This is a genomic window from Mesorhizobium intechi, from assembly GCF_002879535.1.
Taxonomy (GTDB): domain Bacteria; phylum Pseudomonadota; class Alphaproteobacteria; order Rhizobiales; family Rhizobiaceae; genus Mesorhizobium; species Mesorhizobium intechi.
This window is the reverse complement of the sequence record NZ_PNOT02000037.1, coordinates 1-14,524: the sequence shown is the minus strand read 5'-3', so window position 1 is coordinate 14,524 and position 14,524 is coordinate 1. Positions and strand designations below refer to the sequence as shown.

General features: G+C 64.3%; 16 protein-coding genes. 10 read left to right on the top strand and 6 right to left on the bottom strand.

Going from position 1 to position 14,524, the window contains the following annotated elements; all coding sequences use genetic code 11:
- Positions 1-849: DUF3422 family protein (locus C1D09_RS03280; RefSeq protein WP_143972970.1), on the bottom strand; the 849-nt coding region annotated here is incomplete at its 3' end.
- Positions 850-1,058: 209 nt separating this feature from the next.
- Here C1D09_RS03280 and C1D09_RS03275 point away from each other — a divergent pair.
- From C1D09_RS03275 to C1D09_RS03265, 3 genes are read left to right on the top strand one after another with little or no spacing between them, the layout of a single operon-like run.
- Positions 1,059-1,862, top strand: a complete 804-nt coding sequence (locus tag C1D09_RS03275) for a FadR/GntR family transcriptional regulator (protein WP_143972969.1) — start codon at positions 1,059-1,061, stop codon at positions 1,860-1,862.
- A 24-nt stretch (positions 1,863-1,886) separates the two neighbouring features.
- Positions 1,887-3,023 carry an alpha-hydroxy acid oxidase gene (locus C1D09_RS03270; protein WP_143972968.1) on the top strand — a complete coding sequence of 379 codons (1,137 nt, stop codon included), beginning with the start codon at positions 1,887-1,889 and terminating at the stop codon, positions 3,021-3,023.
- A 37-nt stretch (positions 3,024-3,060) separates the two neighbouring features.
- Positions 3,061-3,828 carry a metallophosphoesterase family protein gene (locus C1D09_RS03265; RefSeq protein ID WP_143972967.1) on the top strand — a complete coding sequence of 256 codons (768 nt, stop codon included), beginning with the start codon at positions 3,061-3,063 and terminating at the stop codon, positions 3,826-3,828.
- A gap of 43 nt (positions 3,829-3,871) precedes the next feature.
- On the opposite strand, the gene C1D09_RS03260 is transcribed toward C1D09_RS03265, so the two are convergent.
- Both C1D09_RS03260 and C1D09_RS03255 read right to left on the bottom strand, forming a co-directional pair.
- Positions 3,872-4,012, bottom strand: a complete 141-nt coding sequence (locus C1D09_RS03260; protein ID WP_162034344.1) for a hypothetical protein — start codon at positions 4,010-4,012, stop codon at positions 3,872-3,874.
- Positions 4,013-4,292: 280 nt separating this feature from the next.
- A complete protein-coding gene (locus tag C1D09_RS03255) occupies positions 4,293-4,991 on the bottom strand; it encodes a type 1 glutamine amidotransferase (RefSeq protein ID WP_143972966.1) in 699 nt (232 codons plus the stop codon).
- A gap of 88 nt (positions 4,992-5,079) precedes the next feature.
- On the opposite strand from C1D09_RS03255, the gene C1D09_RS03250 reads away from it, so the two are divergent.
- The 4 genes from C1D09_RS03250 (at position 5,080) to C1D09_RS03235 (ending at position 9,088) form a co-directional block, all read left to right on the top strand.
- On the top strand, positions 5,080-5,727 hold the full coding sequence (locus C1D09_RS03250) for a hypothetical protein (RefSeq protein ID WP_143972965.1): 648 nt from the start codon (positions 5,080-5,082) through the stop codon (positions 5,725-5,727).
- A gap of 31 nt (positions 5,728-5,758) precedes the next feature.
- The gene (locus C1D09_RS03245) at positions 5,759-6,493 is read left to right on the top strand and encodes a 16S rRNA (uracil(1498)-N(3))-methyltransferase (protein WP_143972964.1); all 735 of its coding nucleotides are present in this window, start codon (positions 5,759-5,761) and stop codon (positions 6,491-6,493) included.
- Positions 6,494-6,632: 139 nt separating this feature from the next.
- Entirely contained in the window at positions 6,633-8,006 is a 1,374-nt protein-coding gene (locus C1D09_RS03240) for a glutamate--cysteine ligase (protein ID WP_143972963.1), read from the top strand.
- Positions 8,007-8,095: 89 nt separating this feature from the next.
- The gene (locus tag C1D09_RS03235) at positions 8,096-9,088 is read left to right on the top strand and encodes a DUF937 domain-containing protein (protein ID WP_143972962.1); all 993 of its coding nucleotides are present in this window, start codon (positions 8,096-8,098) and stop codon (positions 9,086-9,088) included.
- Positions 9,089-9,259: 171 nt separating this feature from the next.
- Here C1D09_RS03235 and C1D09_RS03230 read toward each other — a convergent pair whose 3' ends face one another.
- A complete protein-coding gene (locus tag C1D09_RS03230; protein ID WP_143972961.1) occupies positions 9,260-9,550 on the bottom strand; it encodes a DUF1127 domain-containing protein in 291 nt (96 codons plus the stop codon).
- 177 nt (positions 9,551-9,727) lie between these two features.
- On the opposite strand from C1D09_RS03230, the gene C1D09_RS03225 reads away from it, so the two are divergent.
- Genes C1D09_RS03225 through C1D09_RS03215 form a run of 3 tightly spaced genes read left to right on the top strand, consistent with a single transcriptional unit; the run spans position 9,728 to position 13,422 of the window.
- On the top strand, positions 9,728-10,684 hold the full coding sequence (locus C1D09_RS03225; protein WP_095771355.1) for a LysR substrate-binding domain-containing protein: 957 nt from the start codon (positions 9,728-9,730) through the stop codon (positions 10,682-10,684).
- 51 nt (positions 10,685-10,735) lie between these two features.
- Entirely contained in the window at positions 10,736-12,301 is a 1,566-nt protein-coding gene (xseA, locus tag C1D09_RS03220) for an exodeoxyribonuclease VII large subunit (RefSeq protein ID WP_143972960.1), read from the top strand.
- 2 nt (positions 12,302-12,303) lie between these two features.
- A complete protein-coding gene (locus C1D09_RS03215) occupies positions 12,304-13,422 on the top strand; it encodes a DmpA family aminopeptidase (protein ID WP_143972959.1) in 1,119 nt (372 codons plus the stop codon).
- A 60-nt stretch (positions 13,423-13,482) separates the two neighbouring features.
- On the opposite strand, the gene C1D09_RS03210 is transcribed toward C1D09_RS03215, so the two are convergent.
- Together C1D09_RS03210 and C1D09_RS03205 are read right to left on the bottom strand one after the other, a co-directional pair.
- Positions 13,483-13,734: a DUF768 domain-containing protein gene (locus tag C1D09_RS03210; RefSeq protein WP_143972958.1), complete on the bottom strand. Its 252-nt coding sequence runs from the start codon at positions 13,732-13,734 to the stop codon at positions 13,483-13,485.
- Between the two features lie 390 nt (positions 13,735-14,124).
- On the bottom strand, positions 14,125-14,524 hold a 400-nt coding region (locus C1D09_RS03205), incomplete at its 5' end, for an SDR family NAD(P)-dependent oxidoreductase (RefSeq protein ID WP_143972957.1).

Here is a 14,524-nt window from a genome sequence, read left to right as displayed (position 1 = left end):
GTCATAGGCGCGGCTGGCGCCGAAGCGGTAGAGGCTGGAGGCAGCATCGGCCTCCAGCTCGGCGGCAAGTTCGGTCAGGTCGGCGAGCAAAGTCTGGCTGTCACGGGTCTCGGCAACCTTCATTTCCAGCGTGGTCTGGGCGAGCCTGTCCTCGATGCGGCGGGCGCGGCCGGACAAGGTGAGCGCCAGCGGCAGGCCCAGCATGGCGAGCGTCCGGTAGGTTTCGATGTCGATCAGTCGCTGCGACAGCGCCCCGGTGCGCGCCGGCGTCAGGCCGCGGTCAAGCACCAAGATGCGGGTCATGCCGTCGCCATCCTGGCGAAAATCAGTGACGATGGCCGCATTGCCCCGCTCGACCAGCGAGTAGCACAGGCTGGTCGGGTCGAAAGCGGCGATCAGCCGCTCGCTCGTCGGCGTCCATTTGCGGATCTCGAGCCGGATACCCGAAATGACGGTGCCCGGCGGCGAAAAGCCGTTGCCGAAGGGTGTGTCCTCGTGCGACCTGCCGCTTTCGGAAAGCGGACCTTCCCACAGATAGGTCGAGAACTCCGTGTGCCGTTCCCAGCGCAGCGAGCCCTTGCCCCATTTCATGGCGTGGTGGCGGGCCTGACGGTCGGGCGCGGCGATGCCAAGACGCCGCGACAGTTCGGAAAGCACGGCATGGTCGACGCCGGAGCCACCCTCGGTCATGAAGGCGAGTTGCACCAGGACGCGCGGTTTTTCGATGAGCGGATGCGGCCTGGCATGGACCTCTCCCAGCGCGCCGGGCCGGCCCTCATGCGCGGGGAAACCCATGACGCTGCCCTTGGCACGCGGCTGGAATTCGAGATTGGACGGGTCGTCTGACACGGCTTGTCCCCCGGGGTTTTCTGGACCCTCGTGCGTTCGCGTCCTCTAGAGCCAATAGGCCGATGACGCAAACAACAAAGTTTAGCCAAAGATGATATTGCGCCGGGCGGCGAAACCGACACGTTTCGACCAATTGGATAAATAATTTGACCAGTTGGCGACGCAGGCTTTATCCTGCGCGACACCGGTTCAATTCCTAGGCACAGCCGTTGAGCGATATTTTTTCCAGGATCGAGCATTCGCGCACCGCCGACGAGGTGGTGCAGCAGATCGAGAGCCTCATCCTCGAAGGCGTGCTGCGCATGGGCGACCGGCTGCCGGGTGAGCGCGAACTGGCACGCCAGTTCGACGTATCGCGGCCGATCCTGCGCGACGCGCTGAAGGCGCTGGAAGGGCGCGGGCTGCTCACGACCAAGGCCGGCGGCGGCACGCATGTCGCCGACATTATCGGCCAGCTGTTCACCAAGCCGGTCGCCGACCTGATCTCGATGCATCGCAAGGCGGTGACCGATTATCTGGAATACCGGCGCGAGATCGAGGGCATAGCCGCCGAGTATGCGGCGCGGCGCGCCACCCCGGAAGACCTGGCGCTGCTTGACCGGATCATGGCGCGCATGGACGAGGCGCATCGCACCGGCGATTTCGACGACGAGGCCGAGATCGACGTCGAGTTCCATCAAGCGATCTGCGAATGCGCGCACAACATCCTGTTTCTGCACACGCTGCGCTCCTGCTACCGGCTTTTGTCGGAAGGCGTCTTCCAGAACCGGCTGCTGGTCTTCACCGTACCTGGCGCGCGCGAGGCGTTGCTGGCGCAGCACAAGGCAATCCATGCCGCGGTCAAGGCCGGCGATCCCAACGCTGCCCGGCACGCGGCAATGGACCACATGACCTATGTCGAGCGGTCGATGGCCGAAGCCGAGCGCAGCGGCGACTGGCAACGCGTGTCACGGCTGCGGCTGCGGCAGCGTTCGGAAGCCGGCGATAGCGAACCGGCGCGCAGACGCTCCTAGTAGTACGATCAAGCGGGGACCATCATGAGCGACATTCTCACCATCGCGGACCTCAAGGATCTCGCCCGCCGGCGCGTGCCCAAGATGTTCTTCGACTATGCCGATTCCGGCGCCTGGACCGAGAGCACCTATCGGGCCAACGAGGAAGACTTCCAGAAGATCAAATTCCGCCAGCGCGTGATGGTCGACATGAGCAACCGCTCGCTGGAATCGACCATGATCGGCCAGAAAGTGTCGATGCCGGTGGCGCTGGCGCCGACCGGCCTGACCGGCATGCAGCATGCCGATGGCGAGATGCTGGCGGCGCAGGCGGCGGAAGAATTCGGCGTGCCTTTCACCCTGTCGACGATGAGCATCTGCTCGATCGAGGATGTCGCCTCCGTGACGACGAAACCGTTCTGGTTCCAGCTCTACGTGCTGCGCGACAAGGATTTCGTGCTCGATTTGATCGACCGCGCCAAGGCGGCGAAATGCTCGGCGCTGGTGCTGACGCTCGACCTGCAGATCCTCGGCCAGCGCCACAAGGACGTGCGCAACGGGCTTTCGGCGCCGCCGAAGATGACATTGGCCAACATCATCGACCTGGCCAGCAAGCCGCGCTGGTGCCTTGGTATCGCCGGTACCAAGCGCCGCACCTTCCGCAACATCGTCGGCCACGCCAAGGGTGTCGGCGACGTCTCGTCGCTGTCGTCCTGGACAAACGAGCAGTTCGACCCGCAGCTGTCATGGAAGGATGTCGCCTGGATCAAGGAACGCTGGGGCGGCAAGCTGATCCTCAAAGGCATCCTCGACAAGGAGGACGCGCTGATGGCGACCAAGACCGGCGCCGACGCGATCGTGGTCTCCAACCATGGCGGGCGCCAGCTCGACGGCGCATCGTCCTCGATCATGGCGCTGGAAGAGATCGCGGACGCGGTCGGCGACAGAATAGAAGTGCATATGGACGGCGGCATCCGCTCCGGCCAGGACGTGCTGAAAGCGCTCTGCCTCGGAGCCAAGGGCACCTATATCGGCCGCCCATTCCTTTACGGCCTGGGGGCGCTCGGCAAGGAAGGGGTTACCAAAGCGTTGGAAATCATCCGCAAGGAGATGGACATCACGCTGGCTCTGTGCGGAAAGCGTCTGATCACCGACATGGGCAAGGACCAGCTCCGGCGCTAGGGTCCGGTGACAGCCCGACCACGGAGACCATGACGCGTTGGCGGAACCCGGCATCCATTTTCTCGACGCGCACGGGCCGGAGGGCGTGCGACTCTACGCAATCGGCGACGTGCATGGCCGGGTCGACCTGCTGGCAGCCATGCACCAGCGGATCGAGAGCGAGCTAGAGTGGAAACCGGTTCGCGACTGGCGGGTGATCCATCTTGGCGACTATGTCGACCGCGGACCGGATTCCAAGGGCGTCATCGATTTCCTGATCGCGGCGCGCGAACGCGATCCGCGCCATCTGATGCTCGCCGGCAACCACGACATCGGCTTCCTCGATTTTCTCCGGACCCCCGAGCCGGAAGGGCTTTTCATGCGCTATGGCGGCGTCCAGACGGCGCTATCCTATGGCGTGTCGCTCACCGCGGACGCCAGCTGGTTCGGCAAGATGGAGACAATGAGACGCGGACATCAGGCCCTGCTCGAGGCCATGCCGCCGGGGCATGTCGATTTCCTGCGCTCGCTGCCGTTCTCGTTAACGTTCGGCGACTTCTTCTTCTGCCATGCCGGCATCCGGCCGGGCATCCCCCTGGACAAGCAGAACCCGCAGGACCTGATCTGGATCCGCGACGTTTTCCACGATCACACCGGCCTGTTCCCGAAGATCGTGGTGCACGGCCACACACCCGTCCCCGAGGCCGAAGTGATGGCCAACCGCGTCAATGTCGACACGCTTGCCTGGCAATCAGGCATGCTGACCGCCCTCGTCGTCGACGGGGCGGACAAACGCATCCTGGAAATGGCTATAAAGGGAGCTTGAGCCCAGTCGCCTCGCAGGGATGCGTGGCGAGGGGGCCGGCTTCCTAGCGAAGCGAGGCGGTGACGCCGTAGCCGTCGACGGCGTTGTGGTTGTTGGCGGCATCGGCGGAATAGATGCCGAGACCGCACAGCACGATGGCGGACAACATGGCAAAGGACAGAAGCGCTGCTTTCACGGACGTCATCTCTTGTTGAGCTTCCTGCATCTGTGCACCAGGCGGTTACCAATGCGTTGAAACGGAGAATTCGCTTCAAAGTTTCGACGATTTCGCGCTTCTAGGCGCGTTCTGTATCGGAGGTGTGTCGCACGGGTCACACAAAAAGTTCGTCCCGGTTGCACAGCCGACGCAGAGCGCGCGCCTTCTAGGATGGCAGTCGGACACAAGCCAAGGATGAAAGGGGTTTTCCCCAGCCGGTTTCAGGGCTGCGTGCCAATTATGTCACGCAGAGCGCGAGGGCAGGCTCTCAGATCGTGGCTACCCAGGCGCGGGCAATCGCCATGCCCGCGGCATCGGCGTCGGGTCCGTTAAGGGCCATTTCGCCATCGAGCTTGTCGAGCCAATCGGGATGGCGCGAAGCGATGGTCGATGCGAAGGATGTACTCCAGTCCTTCACCATGGGCCGGTCGGCTTCGAAATGGAACTGGAAGCCATAGATGGCGCGACCGACACGGAACGCCTGGTTTTCGGCGACATCGTTACCGGCCAACCGCACGGCGTCTCGCGGTAGATCGAACGTGTCGTCGTGCCACTGGAAGATCGGGAACATTTCCGGCAGTTCAGCCAATACCGGATCGGCCTTGGCGTCTGGCGTCAGCGACACGCCGCGCCAGCCGAATTCATTGGCGCCGCCGATGCGGTTCGCGCCGCCGAAGGCGCGGGCGACGAGTTGGCTGCCAAGGCAGATGCCGAGCACAGCGCGATCCTTGCCGGCGAAATCGCGAGTGAGTTCGAGCAGCGCGGGGAAGTAGGGATACTCGTCATCGGCCAGCGCATTCTGGCCACCGCCGAGCACCACCATGGCGTCATGCTGAGTGGCGTCGTCCGGAAGCGGATCGCCCTTGTAAGGCAGGCGCACGTCGAGGTCGGCGCCGGCTTCCGCAAGTGCGGCACCGACCTGGCCGAGGCCGGTATTGTCGTAGTTCTGGACCACCAGCACCCGCATCGCAAAACCCTGCTGACATGAAAATGATGTCACGAGCGATATCATGCCGCCCGCATTGCAGCCAAGATGCGTATCGCAGGAGAGAACTATGCCACTGCAGAACCGGGTCGATCCGTTCGGGGCTATCCATGCCGTGCCCGAGCGCGGACTGTTCACCGGCAATCGCGGCATCATCCACGATCCCGCGACCAGGACGTTGCTGAAGAAGCGCTGGGCGCTTCAGGCCTGGATCATCTGCGTATGCCAATTCCGCAATGTGCGGCGCGAGCCGATGGGCCGCAACCGGCCGGGAGGCAAGGCCGGATGGACCGAGCTGTTCTTCCTCGACGAGGTCACGGCGCTATCCGCCGGCCATCGGCCGTGCTTCTTTTGCCGGCGCGAACGGGCCAGGGATTTTGTCGGCCGCTTCGGCGAAGCCTTTGGCATTGCCGAGCCCCGTGCGCCACTGGTCGACAAAAAGCTGCACAAGGAGCGGCTGGCGTCGGGTCGCAAACGCCCTGCTGTGGCGATGCATGAACTGTCCAGCCTGCCCGACGGCGCGGTGGTCGCCAGCGGCGGCAACGCCTTTGCCTTGCGTCACGGCAAGGCTTTGCGTTGGTCCTTCGCCGGATATGGACCACCCCTCGGTCTTAGCCAACTGGAAGACAAGGCGCTTATGCTGCTGACGCCGCAGACAACGCTTGCCGTCCTGAGGCTTGGCTTTCGACCGGTGTGGCATCCGTCGGCCGAGGCTTGACGCCGGCCGCCGGCTCACTCATTCCTCGGCGATGCGCGCCAATTACAAGATGCAACGTCTGTTCGTGCCTGACGACCTCGGGCCGGATGCCGAGTTCGACGCCGACCAGCAGCAGAGCCATTATCTCATGCATGTGCTGCGGCTTGGCGAAGGTGCCGAAATCCTGCTGTTCAATGGCCGCGACGGCGAATGGTCGGCGGCCATCGCGGCGAAGTCGAAGAAGGCAGTCAAACTCAAGGTCTCGGCGCTGCAACGGCCGCAGCCACCCCTTCCCGATCTCATCTATTGTTTCGCGCCGCTGAAGCAGGGCCGGCTCGACTATCTCGTGCAGAAAGCGGTCGAGATGGGCGCCGGCGTCTTGCAGCCCGTCATCACGCAGCACACGCAAGTGGCCAAGCCGTCGATCGATCGGCTGCGCGCCAATGTCGTCGAGGCGGCCGAACAATGCGGCATCCTGGCGGTGCCGCAGGTTCGCGAGGCGGAAAAGTTCGAGCGCCTGCTGACCGGCTGGGACAAGGAGCGGCGGCTGGTCTTCTGCGACGAGGATGCCACGACCAACAATCCGCTGCCTGCCTTGCAAGCCGTAAAGGAGAAGAAGCTCGCGCTCCTGGTCGGGCCGGAAGGCGGCTTTTCCGAGGACGAGCGCAAGATGCTCCGCGCCCTGCCCTTCGTAACCGCCATTCCGCTCGGTCCGCGCATCCTGCGGGCCGACACGGCGGCGGTGGCCGCACTTGCAGTGATGCAGGCAACCGTCGGAGACTGGTAGGACGTCTTGCAAGAGGCCGCCCGGATCGTCGCCTTCAATTCCTCTTGACCTGTGGCTCAGGATTTTTCGCTTGATCGGCTACTGACATTTCGTCCATTTACCGCCGGCGGTCGCCCGACCGCCTTCTGAGGGCTTGATCATGGCGCGCGACACAACCGATTTCCGGCCGATCGAAGGCGTCGACGAACTCGTCGACCACCTGGCCGAGGGCAACAAGCCACGCGACAAGTGGCGCATCGGCACCGAGCACGAGAAGTTCCCGTTCTATGTCGACGGCAACGCGCCGGTGCCCTATGGCGGCGAGCGCGGCATCCGCGCCATCCTCGAAGGCATGCAGTCAAAGCTTGGCTGGGATCCGATCATCGACGACGGCCGCATCATCGGCCTGGTCGAACCGACAGGCCAGGGCGCGATCTCGCTCGAGCCCGGCGGCCAGTTCGAGCTTTCCGGCGCGCCGCTGGAGACCATCCACCAGACCTGCCGCGAGGGCAATGCGCATCTGGCGCAGGTGCGCGAGATCGCCGAGCCGATGGGCATCCGCTTCCTCGGCCTCGGCGGCAGCCCGAAATGGTCGCTGGCCGAAACGCCGAAAATGCCGAAGTCGCGCTATGAGATCATGACGCGTTACATGCCCAAGGTCGGCACCAAGGGCCTCGACATGATGTACCGCACCTGCACGATCCAGGTGAATCTCGACTTCGAGAGCGAAGCCGACATGCGCCGCAAGATGCAGGTGTCGCTGAAGCTGCAACCGCTGTCGACGGCGCTGTTTGCCAACTCGCCCTTCACCGAGAGCCGGCCAAACGGATTGCAGAGCTGGCGCGGCGACATCTGGCGCGATACAGACAACCAGCGCTCGGGCTTGCTCGAGTTCTGCTTCTCGCCCGATTTCGGTTTCGCCGACTATGTCGAATGGGCGCTCGACGTGCCGATGTATTTCGTCATCCGCGACGGCCGCTATCACGACATGACGCACATCACCTTCCGCCAGTTCATGGCCGGCGCCGCGCGCAACGACGTGCCGGACGGTCTGCCGACCATGGGTGACTGGGCAAACCACCTGTCAACGCTGTTCCCCGACGTGCGGCTCAAGCGTTTCCTCGAAATGCGCGGCGCCGATGGTGGCCCGTGGCGGCGTATTTGCGCGCTGCCGGCCTTCTGGGTCGGGCTGCTCTACGACGAGGCGGCACTCGATGCGGCCGAGGCGTTGACGTCGAGTTGGACGTACAAGGAAGTGCTGGCGATGCGAAACGCCGTGCCCGAATTCGGCATTGCCGCGCCCTTCCGCAACGCCACGCTGCGCGAGATCGCACGCGATGTGCTGGCCATTTCGCGCACCGGGCTGAAGAACCGCGGCAAGAAGAACCGTGACGGCTATGACGAAACCTCGTTCCTCAACACTTTGGACGAGGTGGTCGCGCGCGGCACGACCAGCGCCGAGGAGATGCTTTCGGCCTACCACACCCGCTGGGGTGGCTCGATCGAGCCGGTTTTCATGGAATACGCCTATTGATCGCGCGCGTTAGGGAGCGGCAAAAGCCGCTTCAATCGGCCGTTGAAACGAATTAGGCTCTCTTCCGAGGAACTCAGGAGGAGACGCCGATGCCCACCTTGTTCGACATGCTGGCGCAGGCCCAGAACGGCAACGGAATGCAAGCGCTTGCCCAGCAATATGGGCTTTCGATGCAGCAGACACAGGCCGCGGTCGCCGCCCTGCTGCCGGCCTTTTCGCAGGGGTTGCAACGCAACACCGCCGATCCTTACGGGCTTGGCGCGTTCATGACGGCGATGGCAAGCGGCCAGCACGCCAAATATTTCGAGGACGCGACCCGCGCCTTCTCGCCGCAAGGCGTCGACGAAGGCAACGGCATTCTCGGGCATCTGTTCGGCTCCAAGGACCTGTCGCGCGCCGTCGCCAGCCAGGCGGCGCAAGCGAGCGGCGTCAGCCAGCAGATCCTGCAGCAGATGCTGCCGGCGATCGCCTCGATGGTCATGGGTGGACTGTTCAAGCAGACGACAAGTCAGATGCAGGCCGCCGGCGGTTTCGGCGGCGGCAATCCTCTCGGCGAGATCATCGAGCAGATGATGCGGCAGGGCGGCATGCAGGCGCCGGCGCCACAACAACGCCAGGCACCGCCGCCCCAGACCCCGATGGACAACCCGCTCGGCAAGGTCTTGCAGGATATGTTCGGCGGGCAAAGCCAGCCGCAGCCGGCACCCAATCCCTATGGCGACAATCCGTTGGGGAAGGTGCTGCAGGACATGTTCGGTGGCGGTACCCCGCAGCCGCAAGGCCGGGCGCAGCCGCAGCCCCAACAGACGCAGAGCCCCTATGGCGACAACCCGCTCGGGAAAATCTTCGAAGAAATGCTGCGCGGAGGTGGCGGAGGTGGCTTCGGCATGCCTGGCGGACAGCAGGCGCCGCAGCCGCAGGCACCACAGCAGCCCCAGACCAATCCGAGCGGCCGGCCGAGAAACCCGTTCGACGATCTGTTCGGCAAGATGTTCGAGACCGGCGCCCAGCAGCGTGACGACTACCAGAAGGGCATGGAAACGATCTTCGACCAGTTCAAGCGGGACATGGACCGGCGGTAGGCGCCAAACCTACGGCCTTTTCTGAGCAAGCCAGAAAAGAAAAGCCCGGTCCTTGGGAGGACCGGGCAACGTGCAGGCAGGCCGGCGGGGAACCGGCAGGGAGTGGGGAGCCTGCATAATCCTTGGTCGCGCTAAACCCTGAAAAGGTTCAGCAACACCGAAATCAACCGATCAGGCCACCTTGCGGGCTATGTCCTCGATCGTTTCGACGCGATCGCTGGCGATTTCGCGCAGGATCGCCGTCGGGTCACGGCCGAACGGCACGTCGATGGCGACATGCAGGTCGGCGCGCGTCAGGCCGATATCGGCGAGTTCGGCGTCCGACATCTCGCCAAGGCGGTAGAAGGCGCGACGGTTTTTCCAGGCGCGGTAGATATTGACGACGGTATTGGCCACGCGCATCGCAACGGCCGGACGCGAGGTGATGCGCGAGGTCTCGGTGGCGAAAACGATCGTGGTCATGTCGGTCTCCTTCAGTCTCGAACAGACAAAGCCAAGCAGTCGGCGCTGGCGACAGCGGCCATTCCGGCTTCGATTCACATGCCTTCATGTGGATGACAGCAATCTGCCATTGGCCGATTGATTAATCCAACGAATGTTTTTAATCTTTAACATCAACACCAGTGATGGGTCATGCCGATGAAAGCGCCGCTCGATCTCGATCAGTTGCAAACCTTCATTTCGATCGCCGATACCGGCAGCTTCACGCGGGCGGCAGAAGAGGTGCACCGGACCCAGTCGGCGGTGTCGATGCAGATGCGCCGGCTGGAGGAGCGGATCGGCAAGCCGCTGTTCGAGAAGGAGGGGCGCAGCAACAGGCTGACGGAGGAAGGCGACAAGCTGCTCTCCTACGCGAGACGCCTGCTCTACCTCAACCGCGAAACGCTTGCCGCCTTCGACGACCAGCGGCTCGAAGGCACGATCCGCATCGGCACGCCCGACGACTATGCCGACCGCTTCCTGCCGGAGATCATGGCGCGCTTCACGCGCTCCAACCCGCGCGTCGAACTGACGGTCATCTGCGAGCCGACGCCGGGACTGGTCGAGCACATCAAGCGCGGCAATCTCGACCTGGCGCTGGTGACGCACAATGATGTGCGCGGCCAATCGGAAGTGGTGCGGCGCGAGCCGCTGCTGTGGGTCACCTCGGCCAACCATGCGACGCATGAGCAGGAGACGCTGCCGATGGCCTTTGGCCGGCCGAACTGCATCTGGCGGCGCGCCGCCGTCGATGTGCTGGACCAGCAGAACCGCGACTATCGCATTCTGTTCACCAGTTTCTCGGCGACCGTCATCACCGCCGCCGTGCTTTCGGGCCTGGCGATCTCGGTGCTGCCGGAATGCGCGCTCAGGCCCGGCATGCGGGTGCTGGGCGAGGCCGACGGCTTCGGAACCCTGCCCGACTGCCGCATCGGCATCATGCGCGGCCAGACCTCGCGGCCGGAGATCGTCGATGCGCTCGCCCGCCACATCTCGGAGAGCCTGGATAACATCTCGGTGCCGCTCGTCGAAGAGGCCGGGACATTCGATTTCGCGGCACTGGCCTACGCCAAGATCAGGCGGACCAAGGCGAACCAGATCCTGCCGGGCTGGTAGGACGGATCGTGGCGCCTTGACGCGGGGCGCTAACCAGCCCCCAATCGGCCGATGAGCGAAGCAGCATCCGAATCACGCACCAACGCCACCGAATACACGGTGAGCGAGATTTCCGGCGCACTGAAGCGCACGGTCGAGGACGTCTTCGGCAATGTGCGGGTGCGCGGCGAAATCTCGGGCTATCGCGGCCCGCATTCGTCCGGTCATGCCTATTTCGCGCTGAAGGACGACCGTGCCCGGCTCGACGCCGTGGTTTGGAAAGGCACGATGAGCCGGCTGAAATTCCGCCCCGAGGAAGGGATGGAGGTGATCGCCACCGGCAAGCTCACCACCTATCCCGGCAAGTCCAACTACCAGATCGTCATCGACAATCTGGAGCCTGCCGGCGCAGGCGCGCTGATGGCGCTGCTGGAGGAGCGCAAGCGCCGGCTGCAGGCGGAGGGGCTTTTCGATGCCGGCCGCAAACGCCGGCTGCCTTTCATGCCGCGCGTTATCGGCGTCGTCACCTCGCCGACCGGCTCCGTCATCCGCGACATCATCCACCGCATCAAGGACCGCTTTCCCCTGCATGTGCTGGTCTGGCCGGTGCGCGTGCAGGGCGAGACGTCCGGCGTGGAAGTGACCAACGCCGTCAACGGCTTCAACGCGCTGGCCTGGGACGGTTCCATCCAGCGCCCCGATCTGTTGATCGTGGCGCGCGGCGGTGGCAGCCTGGAAGATCTGTGGGGCTTCAACGACGAGGCGCTGGCCCGCGCCGTTGCGGCATCCGGCATTCCGGTGATTTCCGCTGTCGGCCACGAAACCGACTGGACGCTTATCGACCTCGTCTCGGATATACGGGCGCCGACCCCGACGGGCGCCGCCGAAATCGCCGTGCCCGTGAAGGCCGACCTCGAAGCGACATTGGCCAGCCTCGGCGCACGGCTCAAGGGGGCGGTGCTGCGCAATTTCGAACGCAAGCGGCAGGCCGCGCGCGCTGCTGCCCGTGCACTGCCCTCGCCCGATCAATTGCTGGCACTGCCGCGCCGGCGCCTCGACGAGGCGACCTCAAGGCTCGGCCGCGGCCTGTCCGTCAGCGTCGATCGCAAGCGGACGCGTCTCCAGGGCCAAAGGCTGACTCCGGCCACGCTGTCGCGGCGCATCAACGAGGCGCGCACGCTGACCGGGCGTGACCTTGCCCGCGCGCAGGCGGCGTTCTTTGCCATTGTGCGCGAACGTCGCGCGCGATTTTCGCGCACCGCGACGCGGCTATCGCCAGTACCGATCGCGCGCCGGCAGAAACTGCAGGCCGACACGCTGGCGGCGCTCGCCAGGCGGCAGGATCGGGTCATCGCGCTGCGGCTTGAGCGCCTGCGCGGCCAGTTGAACCAGGCCGACCGCCTCTTGACCACGCTGTCGCACAAGGCCGTGCTCGCGCGCGGCTTCGCGTTGGTGAAGGATGCCGACGGCGCGGTCATCAAGCAGGCGGCTGACGTGGCATCGGGGATGGCGCTTTCGCTGGAGTTCGCCGATGGCACGGCGGACGCGGTGGCGACCAGCGGCGCGGCGCGGCCGAAGCCGGCTGCCAGGCCGGCAGCCAAGGCGAAAGAACCCGGCAATCAGGGATCGCTGTTCTGACCATGATCGACAATCCGCACCATCTGGCCACACCCAGCGGCAAACCGCGCGTGCGCAGCTTCGGCGTCCGTTTCGATGGAACGCCCGGGCCGTTCAACGCAATCACCGACGTGCCTGGCGTCGCCGTCGGCTACGCGACGCTGATTTCAGGTGACGGGCAGCTGGTCGTCGGCAAGGGACCGGTGCGCACCGGTGTCACGGCGATCCTGCCCAGGCCGCGCGCCGACCTGGCAACACCGGTCTTCGCCGGCATCTTCAGCCAGAACGGCAATGGTGAACTGACCGGCTCGCACATCATCGAGGAAACCGGCGCTTTCAACTTCCCGATCACCATCACCAACACGCATTCCTGCGGCGTATCACGCGATGGCACGCTGCGCTGGATGCAACGCGTACTGCCCGCCGCGGTCGACAGCGCCTGGGGCCTGCCGGTGGCGGCGGAGACCTATGATGGGTTTCTCAACGACATCAATGGCCACCATTTGACATCGGAGCACGTTGCCCAGGCACTCGATGCTGCAACCGGCGGCCCGATCGAGGAAGGCAGCGTCGGCGGTGGCACCGGCATGATCACTTTCGGCTTCAAGGCCGGCTCGGGCACGGCGTCGCGCGTTATAGGTTGGCAGGGGAATTCCTACACTGTCGGCGCCTTCGTGCAGTCGAATTTCGGCAAGCGGCGCAATTTCACGCTTCGTGGGATGCGCGCTGGATCCGAACTCGAGGAGCCCGCGATCCGCGAAGGCACGCCACGCGCCGAAAAGGGTTCGATCATCGCCGTTGTCGCCACCGATGCGCCGTTCCTGCCGCACCAGATGAAGCGGCTGGCACGCCGGGTGCCGCTGGGCGTCGCCATGACCGGCGGCTTTGGCTATCACAGTTCGGGCGACATCTTTCTCGCCTTCTCGACAGCCAATCCTGCCGCCGCACTTGCGCCGTCGGGCCGGATCGCCAAGGCCGATTTCATTCCCGATACAGACATCGATTCGTTCTTTGATGCGGTGATCCAGACGGTGGAGGAATCGATCCTTAACGCCCTGGCCGCCAATGACGACATGACCGGGCGCGACGGCAATTTCGTGCCGGCGCTGCCGAAGGCGTGGCTGAAAGCAACGTTCGGCTGAGACGAAGACGCGGGCCAAAGGGCCCGCGCATTCAGACAAACAGAGAGTTCCCGGTAAAATCTATTTCGCGGCCTTGCCGGCCGCCTGCTGGTGCTCGTCGGCCTCGGCGGCTTCCTCGAGCCGGGAGGCAATGAGTTCCTGGATGTCGCCCACTTCTTCCTGGATATCCTCCAGGGGAATACCGACCTCTGCAGCCTTGGCGGCACATTCCCTGGCCAATGTCTCGGCCTGCTGGTCGATCTTGTGCTGGGACTGGCAATGGACCTTTTCGCCGATCCATCCTCGCAAGAACTCGATCGCGTGTTCACTCATACTGCTGTTCCCTGGCGGCAAGGCCGGTTGGCAATCATAAACGTCGGCATCCCGCAAAGGATGCATCCTGCCATTCCAGCCGAGTCGCGGCCAGCCGGCAAGTCGATGCCGTGCAGGGTCCACAGAGCCGAAGGAAATCGAGGGTTCAAGAACATTTCTGATTCTGGAGGGTTGCTTCCGTCAGTTGGATCAACCCAGCTTCGCGCCACTGTTTCTATTTGTTTTTCCGGTTTTCCAGCCGATTTTTCGTCACAAATGATGGCGCAATGCGTAACACATTTTCACAGTCGCTCCGGAGGGCTGCACTGGGCGCGCCGGTCGGAGCCGCCGCTATATAGTGATATCCCCACGCAATGTCGACTCCCGGAACGTCGCACCTCGCCCGTCCCATCAGAAGGTCTCAACCCAGGGCCTGAGCTCCATCTCCCAGGTCCAGGCGCTGCGGTGCTGGCGATGGATGGAGAGATAGGTCTTGGCGATCGCGTCCGGGGACAGCCGGCGATCCTGCGGCCCGGACTCCTGACCGGACGCGGCCGAGGCAATGGCGCCATCGATGATGAAATGCGCGACGTGGATGTTCTTCGGCGCCAGTTCACGAGCCATGGACTGGACCAGCCCGCGCAAGCCGAATTTTGGCATGGCAAAGCCGGCGGAGCCGGCGAACCCCTTCACGCTGGCCGTCGCGCCGGTGAAAAGGATCGAGCCCGATCCTCGCGCGACAAGCCGGCGAGCCGCCTGCTGGCCAACCAGGAACCCGCCATAGGCACCAACCAGCAAAGCCTGACGGACG

Excerpts from the sequence above, each read along its gene's own strand:
- C1D09_RS03270 (WP_143972968.1), top strand. The coding sequence starts at position 1,887 with ATGAGCGACATTCTCACCATCGCGGACCTCAAGGATCTCGCCCGCCGG.
- C1D09_RS03260 (WP_162034344.1), bottom strand. The coding sequence starts at position 4,012 with ATGACGTCCGTGAAAGCAGCGCTTCTGTCCTTTGCCATGTTGTCCGCC.
- C1D09_RS03255 (WP_143972966.1), bottom strand. The coding sequence starts at position 4,991 with ATGCGGGTGCTGGTGGTCCAGAACTACGACAATACCGGCCTCGGCCAG.
- C1D09_RS03250 (WP_143972965.1), top strand. The coding sequence starts at position 5,080 with ATGCCACTGCAGAACCGGGTCGATCCGTTCGGGGCTATCCATGCCGTG.
- C1D09_RS03245 (WP_143972964.1), top strand. The coding sequence starts at position 5,759 with ATGCGCGCCAATTACAAGATGCAACGTCTGTTCGTGCCTGACGACCTC.
- C1D09_RS03240 (WP_143972963.1), top strand. The coding sequence starts at position 6,633 with ATGGCGCGCGACACAACCGATTTCCGGCCGATCGAAGGCGTCGACGAA.
- C1D09_RS03235 (WP_143972962.1), top strand. The coding sequence starts at position 8,096 with ATGCCCACCTTGTTCGACATGCTGGCGCAGGCCCAGAACGGCAACGGA.
- C1D09_RS03230 (WP_143972961.1), bottom strand. The coding sequence starts at position 9,550 with ATGACCACGATCGTTTTCGCCACCGAGACCTCGCGCATCACCTCGCGT.
- C1D09_RS03225 (WP_095771355.1), top strand. The coding sequence starts at position 9,728 with ATGAAAGCGCCGCTCGATCTCGATCAGTTGCAAACCTTCATTTCGATC.
- xseA (WP_143972960.1), top strand. The coding sequence starts at position 10,736 with ATGAGCGAAGCAGCATCCGAATCACGCACCAACGCCACCGAATACACG.
- C1D09_RS03215 (WP_143972959.1), top strand. The coding sequence starts at position 12,304 with ATGATCGACAATCCGCACCATCTGGCCACACCCAGCGGCAAACCGCGC.
- C1D09_RS03210 (WP_143972958.1), bottom strand. The coding sequence starts at position 13,734 with ATGAGTGAACACGCGATCGAGTTCTTGCGAGGATGGATCGGCGAAAAG.